Here is a 14,518-nt window from a genome sequence, read left to right on the forward strand (position 1 = left end):
GGCCGGGTACTGGTAGCATGACTGGCGCAATTTCGACGTCCTTTAAGGTCCGTCCCGTGAGGCGGAGAAGGAGGTCCGTTTTCATATGGACACGCAGGACACCAAAGACTCCGCTGTCGCCAGGCCCGTGCTCGAAGGGCCCGACATCGCGCGGGTTCTGACCCGCATCGCCCACGAGATCGTCGAGCGCGCCAAGGGCGCCGACGACGTGGTGCTCCTCGGCATTCCCACCCGGGGCGTCTTCCTCGGCCGTCGGCTCGCCGAGAAGCTCGAAGAGATCACCGGCCGCACGATCCCGGTCGGCTCCCTCGACATCACCATGTACCGCGACGACCTGCGCATGCATCCGCCGCGCGCGCTGGCCCGCACCGAGATCCCCGGTGAGGGCATCGACGGCCGCCTGGTCGTCCTCGTCGACGACGTGCTCTTCTCCGGCCGCACCATCCGCGCCGCCCTCGACGCGCTGAACGACATCGGCCGCCCCCGCGCCGTGCAGCTCGCCGTCCTCGTCGACCGCGGCCACCGCGAACTGCCCATCCGTGCCGACTACGTGGGCAAGAACCTCCCCACGTCGCTGCGGGAGACGGTCAAGGTGCAGCTCGCCGAGGAGGACGGCCGCGACGCCGTGCTGCTCGGCGCCAAGCCCGCCTCCGCGTAAGACCGGTTTCCTCCCTCACGGGCCCAGGGGCACACCCCTGTGCGCCCGCGCGCCCGCAGACCTCCACACACCGGAGTACACGCAGATGATGCGACACCTCATCTCGGCCGCCGACCTCTCCCGCGACGACGCCGTCCTCATCCTCGACACGGCCGAGGAGATGGCGCGGGTCGCCGACCGGCCGATCAAGAAACTTCCCGCCCTGCGCGGCCGCACCGTGGTCAACCTCTTCTTCGAGGACTCGACCCGGACCCGGATCTCCTTCGAGGCCGCCGAGAAGCGCCTCTCCGCCGACGTCATCAACTTCGCCGCCAAGGGATCCAGCGTCTCCAAGGGCGAGTCCCTCAAGGACACCGCGCAGACCCTGGAGGCGATGGGCGTCGACGCCGTCGTCATCCGGCACGGCGCGTCCGGCGCGCCCTACCGCCTCGCCACCTCCGGCTGGATCGACGCCGCCGTCATCAACGCGGGCGACGGCACCCACCAGCACCCCACCCAGGCCCTCCTCGACGCCTTCACCATGCGGCGCCGCCTCGTCGGCCCCGACGCGGGCCTCGGCCAGGACCTGGCGGGCAGGCACATCACCATCGTCGGCGACGTCCTGCACAGCCGCGTCGCCCGCTCGAACGTCGACCTGCTGCACACCCTCGGCGCCGAGGTCACCCTCGTCGCCCCGCCCACCCTCGTGCCGGTCGGCGTCGAGCAGTGGCCCTGCGACATCTCGTACGACCTGGACAGCGTCCTGCCGAAGTCCGACGCCGTGATGATGCTGCGGGTGCAGCGCGAGCGCATGAACGCCGCGTTCTTCCCCACCGAGCGCGAGTACTCGCGGCGCTACGGCCTGGACGGCGAGCGCATGGCGAAGATGCCCGAGCACGCCATCGTCATGCACCCCGGACCCATGGTCCGCGGCATGGAGATCACCGCCGAGGTCGCCGACTCCGACCGCTGCACGGTCGTCGAACAGGTCGCCAACGGAGTCTCCATCCGCATGGCCGTCCTCTACCTGCTCCTGGGCGGCAACGAACCCGCCGTCACCCACACCCGCCCCACCGGTTCCGAGGAGAAGTAAAACCCATGAGCAAGATCCTGATCCGTGGTGCGAAGGTGCTCGGCGGCGAGGCGCAGGACGTCCTGATCGACGGCGAGACCATCGAGGCCGTGGGCACCGGCCTGTCCGCCGAGGGCGCGACCGTCGTCGAGGCACAGGGCAAGGTGCTGCTCCCCGGCCTCGTCGACCTCCACACCCACCTGCGCGAGCCCGGCCGCGAGGACTCCGAGACCGTCCTGACCGGCACCCGCGCCGCCGCCTCCGGTGGCTACACCGCCGTGTTCGCCATGGCCAACACCTTCCCGGTCGCCGACACCGCCGGCGTCGTCGAGCAGGTCTACCGCCTCGGCAAGGAGTCCGGCTACTGCGACGTGCAGCCCATCGGCGCCGTCACCGTCGGCCTCGAGGGCAAGAAGCTCGCCGAGCTCGGCGCCATGCACGAGTCCGCCGCCGGCGTCACCGTCTTCTCCGACGACGGCAAGTGCGTCGACGACGCCGTGATGATGCGCCGCGCCCTGGAGTACGTGAAGGCCTTCGGCGGCGTCGTCGCGCAGCACGCACAGGAGCCCCGCCTCACCGAGGGCGCCCAGATGAACGAGGGCGTCGTCTCAGCCGAGCTGGGTCTCGGCGGCTGGCCCGCCGTCGCCGAGGAGTCGATCATCGCCCGGGACGTGCTGCTCGCCGAGCACGTCGGGTCCCGCGTCCACATCTGCCACCTGTCGACCGCAGGATCGGTCGAGATCGTGCGCTGGGCCAAGTCGCGCGGCATCGACGTCACCGCCGAGGTCACCCCGCACCACCTCCTCCTCACGGATGAGCTGGTGCGCTCCTACAACCCCGTCTACAAGGTCAACCCGCCGCTGCGCACCGAGCGCGACGTCATGGCGCTCCGCGAGGCCCTGGCCGACGGCACGATCGACATCGTCGCCACCGACCACGCCCCGCACCCGCACGAGGACAAGGACTGCGAGTGGGCCGCAGCCGCCATGGGCATGGTCGGCCTGGAGACCGCGCTCTCCGTCGTCCAGCAGACGATGGTCGAGACCGGCCTGCTGACCTGGGAGGCCGTCGCCGACCGGATGTCCTTCAAGCCCGCGCGGATCGGCCGGGCGACCGGCCACGGCCGCCCCGTCTCGGCAGGTGAGCCCGCGAACCTCGTCCTGGTCGACGCGGATTACCGTGGGGCAGTGGACCCCGCGGGCTTCGCCTCGCGCAGCCGCAACACTCCCTACGAGGGCCGTGAGCTGCCGGGCCGCGTCACGCACACGTGGCTCCGGGGTCGGGCCACGCTCGACGACGGGAAGCTCACGTGACATCTCTGGGAACACCTCTTCTGGAACTGGCCGCCGAGAAGGAATCGGCGGAGGTGACCGACTGGGCCGCGCGCCTCGGCTGGGTCGTCGGACTCCTGCTCTTCATCGCGCTCGTCTACTGGCTGATGCGCGAGGGCTGGAAGTGGCGCGGCACCCTCCAGGGCGACCTGCCCGAGCTGCCCGACGCGCCGAGCGACCCGGGTCCGGCGAAACTTGAGCTGAGCGGCCGCTACCACGGCTCGACCACGGCAGGGCAGTGGCTCGACCGCATCGTGGCGCACGGCCTGGGCACCCGCAGCCGCGTCGAGCTGACGCTCACCGACGCGGGCCTGGACGTCGTACGCCCCGGCGCGACCGACTTCTTCATCCCGGTCGCACAGCTGCGCGAGGCCCGTCTCGACAAGGGCATCGCGGGCAAGGTCCTCACGGAGGGCGGTCTCCTGATCGTCACCTGGGAACACGGCGGGAAGCTGCTCGACTCCGGCTTCCGCTCGGACCACGCGGCCGAGCACACCGAGTGGGTCGAGGCCATCAGCAACATGATCAACACCAGCACTACGGAAGGCACCGCACGATGACGACCTCCACAAGGGGAACCGGCAAGGTTTCCGCCGTACTCGTTCTGGAGGACGGCCGCGTCTTCCGCGGCCGTGCCTACGGGGCCGTGGGGGAGACCTTCGGCGAAGCGGTGTTCTCCACCGGCATGACCGGCTACCAGGAGACCCTGACCGACCCGTCGTACGACCGCCAGATCGTCGTCGCCACCGCCCCCCAGATCGGCAACACGGGCTGGAACGACGAGGACGACGAGTCGGACCGCATCTGGGTCTCCGGGTACGTGGTCCGCGACCCGGCCCGCATCCCCTCCAACTGGCGCTCCGCGCGCTCCCTCGACGACGAGCTGTCGCGGCAGGGCGTCGTCGGCATCTCCGGGATCGACACCCGCGCCCTCACCCGCCACCTGCGCGAGCGCGGCTCCATGCGCTCCGGCATCTTCTCCGGCGAGGCACTGGCATCGGACGCCGAGCTGGCCGCCCGCGTCCAGGCACAGCCCCAGATGAAGGGCGCCAGCCTGTACGAGGAGGTCGCCACCAAGGAGGCCTACGTCGTCCCGGCCGTCGGCGAGAAGAAGTTCACCGTCGCCGCCATCGACCTCGGCATCAAGGGCATGACCCCGCACCGCATGGCCGAGCGCGGCATCGAGGTGCACGTGCTGCCCGCGACCGCCACCGAGGAGGACGTCTACGCCGTCGCCCCCGACGGAGTCTTCTTCTCCAACGGCCCCGGCGACCCCGCCACCGCCGAAGGCCCGGTCGCACTGATGACCGCCGTCCTGAAGCGGAAGACGCCGCTCTTCGGCATCTGCTTCGGCAACCAGATCCTCGGCCGCGCCCTCGGCTTCGGCACGTACAAGCTGAAGTACGGCCACCGCGGCATCAACCAGCCGGTGCAGGACCGCACCACCGGCAAGGTCGAGGTCACCGCGCACAACCACGGCTTCGCCGTCGACGCGCCGCTCGACAAGGCCAGCGAGACCCCCTTCGGCCGCGCCGAGGTCTCCCACGTCTGCCTCAACGACAACGTCGTGGAAGGCCTCCAGCTGCTCGACCAGCCGGCCTTCTCCGTCCAGTACCACCCCGAAGCGGCTGCCGGCCCCCACGACGCCGCGTACCTCTTCGACCGCTTCGTTTCCCTGATGGAGGGCCAGCGTGCCTAAGCGCACCGATATCCAGTCCGTCCTGGTCATCGGCTCCGGCCCGATCGTCATCGGCCAGGCCGCGGAGTTCGACTACTCCGGAACCCAGGCGTGCCGCGTCCTCAAGGCCGAGGGCCTGCGCGTCATCCTCGTCAACTCCAACCCGGCGACGATCATGACCGACCCGGAGATCGCCGACGCCACGTACGTCGAGCCGATCACCCCGGAGTTCGTCGAGAAGATCATCGCCAAGGAGCGCCCCGACGCCCTCCTGCCGACGCTGGGCGGCCAGACGGCCCTCAACACGGCCATCTCCATGCACGAGCAGGGCGTCCTGGAGAAGTACGGCGTCGAGCTGATCGGCGCCAACGTCGAGGCCATCAACAAGGGCGAGGACCGCGACCTCTTCAAGGGCGTCGTCGAAGAGGTCAAGAAGAAGATCGGGCACGGCGAGTCCGCCCGCTCGTACATCTGCCACTCCATGGACGACGTCCTCAAGGGCGTCGACGAGCTCGGCGGCTACCCCGTCGTCGTCCGCCCCTCCTTCACCATGGGCGGCGCCGGTTCCGGCTTCGCGCACGACGAGGAGGAGCTGCGCCGCATCGCCGGGCAGGGCCTCACCCTCTCGCCGACCACCGAGGTGCTCCTGGAGGAGTCCATCCTCGGCTGGAAGGAGTACGAGCTGGAGCTGATGCGCGACAAGAACGACAACGTCGTGGTCGTCTGCTCCATCGAGAACTTCGACCCGATGGGCGTGCACACCGGCGACTCGATCACCGTCGCCCCTTCGATGACGCTCACCGACCGCGAGTACCAGATCCTGCGGGACGTCGGCATCGCGATTATCCGTGAGGTCGGCGTCGACACCGGCGGCTGCAACATCCAGTTCGCGGTGAACCCCGAGGACGGCCGGGTCATCGTCATCGAGATGAACCCCCGCGTCTCGCGGTCCTCCGCGCTCGCGTCCAAGGCCACCGGCTTCCCGATCGCGAAGATCGCCGCCAAGCTGGCCGTCGGCTACACGCTGGACGAGATCCCGAACGACATCACCGAGAAGACGCCGGCCTCCTTCGAGCCGACCCTCGACTACGTCGTCGTCAAGGCCCCGCGTTTCGCCTTCGAGAAGTTCCCGTCGGCGGACTCCACCCTGACGACCACCATGAAGTCGGTCGGCGAGGCCATGGCCATCGGCCGCAACTTCACCGAGGCCCTGCAGAAGGCGCTCCGCTCGCTGGAGAAGAAGGGCTCGCAGTTCACCTTCGTGGGCGAGCCCGGCGACAAGAAGCAGCTCCTCGAAGAGGCCGTGCGCCCCACCGACGGCCGCATCAACTTCGTCATGCAGGCCATCCGCGCGGGCGCGACCCCGGAAGAGGTCTTCGACGCCACGAAGATCGACCCGTGGTTCGTCGACCAGCTCTTCCTCATCAAGGAGATCGCCGACGAGCTGGCCGCCGCCGAGCGCCTGGACGCCGACCTGCTGGGCGAGGCCAAGCGGCACGGCTTCTCCGACGCCCAGATCGCCGAGATCCGCGGCCTGCGCGAGGACGTCGTGCGCGAGGTGCGCCAGGCACTCGGCGTGCGCCCGGTCTACAAGACGGTCGACACCTGCGCCGCCGAGTTCGCCGCGAAGACGCCGTACTTCTACTCCTCGTACGACGAGGAGAGCGAGGTCGCCCCGCGCGAGAAGCCCGCGGTGATCATCCTGGGCTCGGGCCCGAACCGCATCGGCCAGGGCATCGAGTTCGACTACTCCTGCGTCCACGCCTCCTTCGCGCTCAGCGACGCGGGCTACGAGACCGTGATGGTCAACTGCAACCCCGAGACCGTCTCCACGGACTACGACACCTCCGACCGGCTCTACTTCGAGCCGCTCACCCTGGAGGACGTCCTGGAGATCGTCCACGCCGAGGCCGCGGCCGGGCCGATCGCGGGCGTCATCGTCCAGCTCGGCGGCCAGACCCCGCTGGGCCTGGCCCAGGCGCTCAAGGACAACGGCGTGCCGATCGTCGGCACCCCGCCGGAGGCCATCCACGCCGCCGAGGACCGCGGCGCCTTCGGCCGCGTGCTCGCCGAGGCCGGGCTCCCCGCGCCGAAGCACGGCACCGCGACGACGTTCGCGGAGGCGAAGGCCATCGCCGACGAGATCGGCTACCCCGTCCTCGTCCGGCCCTCGTACGTGCTCGGCGGGCGCGGCATGGAGATCGTGTACGACGAGACCCGTCTCTCCGCGTACATCGAGGAGTCGACCGAGATCAGCCCCACGCGGCCGGTGCTCGTCGACCGCTTCCTGGACGACGCCATCGAGATCGACGTCGACGCGCTCTACGACGGCGAGGAGCTCTACCTCGGCGGCGTCATGGAGCACATCGAGGAGGCCGGCATCCACTCCGGCGACTCGGCGTGCGCGCTGCCCCCGATCACGCTCGGCGGCTTCGACATCAAGCGCCTGCGCGCCTCCACGGAGGGCATCGCCAAGGGCGTCGGCGTGCGCGGTCTGATCAACATCCAGTTCGCGATGGCCGGGGACATCCTCTACGTCCTTGAGGCCAACCCGCGCGCCTCGCGCACCGTCCCCTTCACCTCGAAGGCGACCGCGGTGCCGCTGGCCAAGGCCGCCGCGCGCATCTCGCTCGGCGCGACCGTCGCCGAGCTGCGCGCCGAGGGCATGCTGCCGGCCGTCGGCGACGGCGGCACGCTCCCCATGGACGCGCCGATCTCCGTCAAGGAGGCCGTCATGCCGTGGTCGCGCTTCCGCGACATCCACGGCCGCGGCGTCGACACCGTCCTCGGCCCGGAGATGCGCTCCACGGGCGAAGTCATGGGCATCGACTCGGTGTTCGGCACCGCGTACGCCAAGTCGCAGGCGGGCGCGTACGGCCCGCTGCCGACCAAGGGCCGCGCCTTCATCTCGGTGGCGAACCGCGACAAGCGCTCGATGATCTTCCCGGCGCGTGAACTGGTCGCGCACGGCTTCGAACTGCTCGCCACGTCGGGCACGGCCGAGGTCCTCAAGCGCAACGGCCTCAACGCCACGGTGGTGCGCAAGCAGTCCGAGGGCGAGGGCCCGAACGGCGAGAAGACCATCGTCCAGCTCATCCACGACGGCGGCGTCGACCTCATCGTCAACACCCCGTACGGCACCGGCGGCCGCCTCGACGGCTACGAGATCCGCACCGCCGCCGTGGCACGCTCCGTGCCGTGCCTGACCACGGTCCAGGCGCTCGCCGCGGCCGTCCAGGGCATCGACGCGCTGGGCCGCGGGGACGTGGGCGTCCGCTCGCTCCAGGAACACGCGGAACACCTGACCGCGACCCGCGACTAGCAGCCCACGAGGGGGACACCGGAGACGGTGTCCCCCTTCTGGTGAGAACACCGACTTCCGGTGAGGACACCGAGGACCCCCTTCATGTACAAGCTCTTCTTCAACCTCGTCTTCAAGCGCATGGACCCGGAGCGGGCCCACTACCTGGCCTTCCGCTGGATCCGCCTCGCGGCCCGCGTCCCCGTGCTGCGCACCTTCGTCGCGGCCGTCCTCGCGCCGCGCCACAAGGAGCTGCGCACCGAGGCCCTCGGGCTGCGGATGCACGGCCCCTTCGGGCTCGCCGCGGGCTTCGACAAGAACGCCGTGGCGATCGACGGCATGTCGATGCTCGGCTTCGATCACATCGAGATCGGCACCGTCACGGGCGAGCCGCAGCCCGGCAACCCCAAGAAGCGGCTGTTCCGCCTCGTGCAGGACCGCGCGCTGATCAACCGCATGGGCTTCAACAACGAGGGCTCGGAGGCCGTGGCGGCCCGTCTGGCGGCCCGCACGGCGGTCTTCAAGACCGTCGTGGGCGTCAACATCGGCAAGACCAAGGTCGTCCCCGAGGAGGAGGCCGCCGCCGACTACGTGAAGTCGACCGAGCGCCTCGCCCGCCACGCCGACTATCTCGTGGTGAATGTCTCCTCGCCCAACACCCCGGGCCTGCGCAACCTCCAGGCCACCGAGTCGCTGCGGCCCCTCCTGACCGCCGTCCGCGAGGCCGCGGACCGCAGCGTCGAGGGCCGTCGCGTCCCGCTGCTCGTCAAGATCGCGCCGGACCTGGCCGACGAGGACATCGACGCGGTCGCCGACCTCGCCGTCGAGCTCGGCCTGGACGGCATCATCGCCACGAACACCACCATCGCGCGCGAGAGCCTCGGTCTGAAATCCGAACCCGCCCTCTACGGAGAGACCGGCGGCCTCTCGGGCGCGCCGCTCAAGGAGCGCTCCCTGGAGGTCCTGCGCCGCCTCTACGCGCGCGTGGGCGACCGGATCACGCTCGTGGGCGTCGGCGGCATCGAGAACGCCGAGGACGCCTGGCAGCGCATCCTCGCGGGCGCCACCCTTGTGCAGGGCTACAGCGCCTTCATCTACGAAGGGCCCTTCTGGGGCCGCGCGATCCACAAGGGCCTCGCCGCACGCCTGCGGACGAGCCCGTACGCCACCCTCGCCGACGCCGTCGGCGCCGATGTCAGGAAGCCCGAGGTCACCGCATGAGCCCCCTGGAGCCCTTCGGCACGCGCCTGCGCCACGCCATGGACGAGCGCGGCCCCCTGTGCGTCGGCATCGACCCGCACGCCTCCCTGCTGACCGCGTGGGGCCTGAACGACGACATCGCGGGCCTGGAGCGGTTCACGCGGACCGTCGTCGAGGCGCTGGCCGGGACCGTCGCCGTCTTCAAGCCGCAGAGCGCCTTCTTCGAGCGCTTCGGCTCGCGGGGCATCGCCGTCCTGGAGAAGGCGGTCGAGGAGCTGCGGGCGGCCGGCGCCCTGGTCGTCATGGACGCCAAGCGCGGCGACATCGGCTCGACCATGGCCGCGTACGCCGAGACCTTCCTGCACAAGGACTCGCCGCTCTTCAGCGACGCGCTCACGGTCTCGCCCTACCTCGGCTACGGCTCCCTGAAGCCGGCCGTCGACCTCGCCCGTGAGAACGGCGCCGGGCTCTTCGTGCTCGCCCTCACCTCCAACCCGGAGGGCGCCGAGGTGCAGCACGCGGTGCGCGAGGACGGGCGGACCGTCGCGGCCACCGTCCTCGGGCACCTCGCCGCTGAGAACGCCGGCCAGACGCCCCTGGGGTCCTTCGGGGCCGTCGTCGGGGCGACGCTGGGCGACCTGTCCTCGTACGACCTCGGGATCAACGGCCCGCTGCTCGCCCCCGGCATCGGGGCGCAGGGCGCGACGCCGGCCGATCTTCCCGGTGTCTTCGGCGCGGCCGTGCGCAATGTCGTCCCCAACGTCAGCCGGGGTGTGCTGCGGCACGGACCCGATGTCACGGCCCTGCGCGACTCCGCGGAGCGCTTCGCGGACGAGATCAGGGCGGCGGTCGGAGCGGCCTGAGAGCGACCGCCGGCTCAAATCCGGGGAGAAATGCCCGATATGTACGGCTCGGTGCAGGCTGACCAGGACTTTTCGTCTGTTCTCGCTGACTCCAGCGGCCATGCCCGCTAGTCTCCGACGAGAGCGAACGGGCAAGCGCGTTGCACGTTGCTCACCAGGTGTGGGGCGACTAGGTTCCTCACCGGTCCGTATCCGACAGTTCGACATCCGAGGTGACGTAGGCGTGGCTCTTCCGCCCCTTACCCCTGAACAGCGCGCAGCCGCGCTCGAAAAGGCCGCCGCGGCTCGCCGGGAGCGGGCCGAGGTCAAGAATCGACTCAAGCACTCCGGTGCCTCTCTCCACGAGGTCATCAAGCAGGGCCAGGAGAACGATGTCATCGGCAAGATGAAGGTCTCCGCCCTCCTGGAGTCCCTGCCTGGCGTGGGCAAGGTCCGCGCCAAGCAGATCATGGAGCGTCTTGGCATCTCCGAGAGCCGCCGTGTGCGCGGTCTCGGCTCCAACCAGATCGCGTCGCTCGAGCGAGAGTTCGGTGGCGGTGCCGCGGGCTGATGTTCTCAGGCACTCCTGAGAACCTGGATAATCGCTGCATGGCTGCAACATCCCGGGGGACGACCCCCGCGCCCCCGGACGTACGTCCGCGGCTGACCGTGCTCTCCGGCCCCTCCGGGGTCGGCAAGAGCACGGTCGTCGCTCATATGCGCAAAGAACACCCCGAGGTCTGGCTCTCGGTCTCCGCCACCACCCGCAAGCCGCGGCCCGGTGAGAAGCACGGTGTCCAGTACTTCTTCGTCTCCGACGAGGAGATGGACAAGCTCATCGCCAACGGCGAACTGCTCGAATGGGCCGAGTTCGCCGGCAACCGCTACGGCACGCCGCGGCACGCCGTGCTCGAGCGCTTGGAGGCCGGCGAGCCCGTCCTCCTGGAGATCGACCTGCAGGGCGCGCGCCTGGTGCGCGAATCGATGCCCGAGGCACAGCTGGTCTTCCTCGCCCCGCCGAGCTGGGACGAGCTGGTCCGCCGGCTCACCGGCCGCGGGACCGAGGCGCCCGAGGTGATCGAGCGCAGGCTCGGCGCCGCCAAGGTGGAGCTGGCCGCGGAGGCCGAGTTCGACACGACCCTGGTCAACACCTCAGTCGAGGACGTGGCTCGTGAGCTGCTAGCCTTGATGAAGGTTCTTTGATCTTTACCCCTGTCTTGACCCTTCTGGTCTTGACCCCATCGGAAGGCGAAGAGTGTCCTCTTCCATCACCGCGCCCGAGGGCATCATCAACCCGCCGATTGATGAGCTGCTCGAAGCCACCGACTCGAAGTACAGCCTCGTGATCTACGCCGCCAAGCGCGCGCGCCAGATCAACGCGTACTACTCGCAGCTCGGTGAGGGCCTCCTGGAGTACGTCGGCCCCCTCGTGGACACGCACGTCCACGAGAAGCCGCTCTCGATCGCGCTCCGCGAGATCAACGCGGGTCTGCTGACGTCCGAGGCCATCGAGGGCCCGGCCCAGTAAGCGGTCCGTACCCTCAGGTTCTTTCACCACAGGCCCGGCAGCACGGCTGCCGGGCCTGTGGTGTGTCATGGAGTCGTACGCATCCGAGCGTCGTACGCACCGAGCGCGGGGAGACAGAGGCAGTGGCCGAGAAGCCGAAGGTAGTCCTGGGGGTCACCGGTGGCATCGCCGCCTACAAGGCGTGCGAGCTGCTGCGGCGGCTGACCGAGTCGGGCCACGACGTGCGCGTCGTGCCCACCGAGTCGGCGCTGCACTTCGTCGGCGCCGCGACCTGGTCCGCGCTGTCCGGCAACCCCGTGTCGACCGAGGTCTGGTCCGACGTCCACGAGGTGCCGCACGTCCGCATCGGGCAGCACGCCGACCTCGTGATCGTCGCCCCCGCCACCGCCGACATGCTCGCCAAGGCGGCCCACGGTCTCGCCGACGACCTCCTCACCAACACGCTCCTCACCGCCCGCTGTCCGGTGGTCTTCGCCCCGGCCATGCACACGGAGATGTGGGAGCACCCGGCCACCCAGGAGAACGTGGCCACGCTGCGCCGCCGCGGGGCGCTGGTCGTCGAGCCCGCCGTCGGGCGCCTCACCGGTGTCGACACCGGCAAGGGCCGCTTCCCCGACCCCGTCGAGCTCTTCGAAGTCGTACGCCGCGTCCTCGCCCGGGGCGACCTGGCCCAGGACCTCGCGGGCCGCCACGTCGTCGTGAGCGCGGGCGGCACCCGCGAGCCCCTGGACCCCGTCCGCTTCCTCGGCAACCGCTCCTCGGGCAAGCAGGGCTACGCGCTCGCCCGCAGCGCGGCCGCGCGCGGCGCCCGTGTGACGCTCGTCGCGGCCAACGCGGCGCTGCCCGACCCGGCCGGCGTGGACGTCGTACCGGTCGGCACCGCCGTGCAGCTGCGCGAGGCCGTCCTGAAGGCCGCGCCCGACGCCGACGCCGTGGTGATGGCGGCCGCCGTGGCCGACTTCCGCCCCGAGACGTACGCGACCGGGAAGATCAAGAAGAAGGACGGCCAGGAACCGGCGCCGATCGCCCTGGTCCGCAACCCCGACATCCTCGCGGAGATCGCGGGGGACAGGCCACGCCCCGGCCAGGTGATCGTCGGCTTCGCCGCGGAGACGGACGACGTCCTGGCCAACGGCCGCGCCAAGCTCGCCCGCAAGGGCTGCGACCTGCTGGTCGTCAACGAGGTCGGCGAGCGCAAGACATTCGGCTCCGAGGAGAACGAAGCCGTCGTGCTCGGCGCCGACGGCAGCGAGACGCCGGTGCCCCACGGCCCCAAGGAAGCCCTCGCGGACACGGTCTGGGACCTGGTCGCACAGCGGCTGCGATGACAGCTCTCGCATTCCCGTTTCGCCTCTTGGCGGAACTTGGCCACATTCTGACGCCTCTCTTGACGAGGTCTGCGCAGGCAGGGCTCAATGTCACCTTCGCCCCATCGGGCGCCTCAAACCCGGGGAAAACGGGCGCGAGACCGTCCGAAGGAGGACGATCGTCGTACCGCGCAAGACAGTGCCGCAGGTCACAGGCCTCCCAAGTGGCGAGACATGTGGACCGGCGGCCGAGTGTGACCGATAAACTGGTCTCGGACGACGCCGGGCGCAGCTCCCGGCCGTCCACCCATGATCAGCCAGCAGCCGCTGCAACCACAGGGAGCGATGTGTCCCGGCGCCTCTTCACCTCGGAGTCTGTGACCGAGGGTCACCCCGACAAGATCGCTGACCAGATCAGCGACACCATTCTCGACGCGCTTCTGCGGGAGGACCCCACCTCCCGCGTCGCCGTGGAGACGCTGATCACCACCGGCCTCGTCCACGTGGCCGGCGAGGTCACGACGAAGGCGTACGCGCCGATCGCGCAGCTCGTGCGCGACAAGATCCTCGAGATCGGCTACGACTCCTCGAAGAAGGGCTTCGACGGCGCCTCCTGTGGCGTCTCGGTGTCCATCGGCTCGCAGTCCCCCGACATCGCGCAGGGCGTCGACACGGCGTACGAGAAGCGTGTCGAGGGCGACGAGGACGAGCTCGACAAGCAGGGCGCGGGCGACCAGGGCCTGATGTTCGGCTACGCCTGCGACGAGACCCCGGAGCTCATGCCGCTCCCGATCCACCTCGCGCACCGTCTCTCGCGCCGCCTCTCCGAGGTGCGCAAGAACGGGACGATTCCCTACCTGCGCCCCGACGGCAAGACCCAGGTCACCATCGAGTACGACGGCGACAAGGCCGTCCGCCTCGACACGGTCGTGGTCTCCTCGCAGCACGCGAGCGACATCGACCTGGACTCGCTCCTCGCTCCCGACATCCGGGAATTCGTGGTCGAGCCCGAGCTGAAGGCCCTCCTCGAGGACGGCATCAAGCTGGAGACCGAGGGTTACCGCCTGCTGGTCAACCCCACGGGGCGCTTCGAGATCGGCGGCCCGATGGGTGACGCCGGCCTCACCGGCCGCAAGATCATCATCGACACGTACGGCGGCATGGCCCGCCACGGCGGCGGTGCCTTCTCCGGCAAGGACCCGTCCAAGGTGGACCGCTCGGCGGCGTACGCGATGCGCTGGGTCGCCAAGAACGTCGTCGCGGCCGGCCTCGCGGCCCGCTGCGAGGTCCAGGTCGCGTACGCCATCGGCAAGGCCGAGCCGGTCGGTCTCTTCGTCGAGACCTTCGGCACGGCCACGATCGACACGGACAAGATCGAGACGGCCATCGGCGAGGTCTTCGACCTCCGCCCGGCCGCGATCATCCGCGACCTCGACCTGCTCCGCCCGATCTACTCGCAGACCGCCGCGTACGGCCACTTCGGCCGGGCGATCCCCGACTTCACGTGGGAGCGCACGGACCGTGTGGACGCGCTGCGGAAGGCGGCGGGGCTCTAGTCCCGGCACTTCCAGGCTCGGCGAGGCCCGGTACCCCTGCGGGGGTGCCGGGCCTCGGCGTTTTCC

13 protein-coding genes are annotated in these 14,518 nt (G+C 70.2%); all 13 read left to right on the forward strand.

Features of this window, described 5'->3' with window-relative positions; all coding sequences use genetic code 11:
• Positions 1–85 precede the first annotated feature (85 nt).
• The gene (gene pyrR / locus ACZ56E_RS21735; protein ID WP_362994752.1) at positions 86–658 is read left to right on the forward strand and encodes a bifunctional pyr operon transcriptional regulator/uracil phosphoribosyltransferase PyrR; all 573 of its coding nucleotides are present in this window, start codon (positions 86–88) and stop codon (positions 656–658) included.
• Between the two features lie 85 nt (positions 659–743).
• Positions 744–1,730 (forward strand): aspartate carbamoyltransferase catalytic subunit, encoded by a 987-nt coding sequence (locus tag ACZ56E_RS21740; RefSeq protein ID WP_468611553.1) that lies wholly within the window; start codon positions 744–746, stop codon positions 1,728–1,730.
• Positions 1,731–1,735: 5 nt separating this feature from the next.
• Positions 1,736–3,022, forward strand: coding sequence for a dihydroorotase (locus tag ACZ56E_RS21745; RefSeq protein WP_468092858.1), 1,287 nt, complete (start codon positions 1,736–1,738; stop codon positions 3,020–3,022).
• A gap of 5 nt (positions 3,023–3,027) precedes the next feature.
• The gene (locus tag ACZ56E_RS21750) at positions 3,028–3,600 is read left to right on the forward strand and encodes a PH-like domain-containing protein (RefSeq protein ID WP_471216435.1); all 573 of its coding nucleotides are present in this window, start codon (positions 3,028–3,030) and stop codon (positions 3,598–3,600) included.
• Complete coding sequence (carA, locus tag ACZ56E_RS21755) at positions 3,597–4,739, forward strand: glutamine-hydrolyzing carbamoyl-phosphate synthase small subunit (protein WP_471216356.1); 1,143 nt, start codon at positions 3,597–3,599, stop codon at positions 4,737–4,739. Before ACZ56E_RS21750 ends, carA begins: the two co-directional genes overlap by 4 nt.
• Positions 4,732–8,040, forward strand: coding sequence for a carbamoyl-phosphate synthase large subunit (gene carB, locus ACZ56E_RS21760; protein ID WP_471216358.1), 3,309 nt, complete (start codon positions 4,732–4,734; stop codon positions 8,038–8,040). The genes carA and carB overlap by 8 nt, the downstream gene beginning before the upstream one ends.
• A gap of 84 nt (positions 8,041–8,124) precedes the next feature.
• Entirely contained in the window at positions 8,125–9,240 is a 1,116-nt protein-coding gene (locus tag ACZ56E_RS21765; RefSeq protein WP_471216360.1) for a quinone-dependent dihydroorotate dehydrogenase, read from the forward strand.
• A complete protein-coding gene (pyrF, locus tag ACZ56E_RS21770; RefSeq protein ID WP_471216362.1) occupies positions 9,237–10,082 on the forward strand; it encodes an orotidine-5'-phosphate decarboxylase in 846 nt (281 codons plus the stop codon). The genes ACZ56E_RS21765 and pyrF overlap by 4 nt, the downstream gene beginning before the upstream one ends.
• A 223-nt stretch (positions 10,083–10,305) precedes the next feature.
• Complete coding sequence (locus ACZ56E_RS21775; protein ID WP_055564204.1) at positions 10,306–10,632, forward strand: integration host factor; 327 nt, start codon at positions 10,306–10,308, stop codon at positions 10,630–10,632.
• 38 nt (positions 10,633–10,670) lie between these two features.
• Positions 10,671–11,264 (forward strand): guanylate kinase, encoded by a 594-nt coding sequence (gmk, locus tag ACZ56E_RS21780; protein WP_468611548.1) that lies wholly within the window; start codon positions 10,671–10,673, stop codon positions 11,262–11,264.
• 52 nt (positions 11,265–11,316) lie between these two features.
• A complete protein-coding gene (gene rpoZ / locus ACZ56E_RS21785) occupies positions 11,317–11,589 on the forward strand; it encodes a DNA-directed RNA polymerase subunit omega (RefSeq protein WP_005319902.1) in 273 nt (90 codons plus the stop codon).
• 122 nt (positions 11,590–11,711) lie between these two features.
• The gene (gene coaBC, locus ACZ56E_RS21790; RefSeq protein ID WP_468611547.1) at positions 11,712–12,917 is read left to right on the forward strand and encodes a bifunctional phosphopantothenoylcysteine decarboxylase/phosphopantothenate--cysteine ligase CoaBC; all 1,206 of its coding nucleotides are present in this window, start codon (positions 11,712–11,714) and stop codon (positions 12,915–12,917) included.
• 326 nt (positions 12,918–13,243) lie between these two features.
• Positions 13,244–14,452, forward strand: a complete 1,209-nt coding sequence (gene metK / locus ACZ56E_RS21795) for a methionine adenosyltransferase (RefSeq protein ID WP_055564207.1) — start codon at positions 13,244–13,246, stop codon at positions 14,450–14,452.
• Positions 14,453–14,518: the final 66 nt, after the last annotated feature.

The organism is Streptomyces sp. NPDC039480, assembly GCF_055597165.1.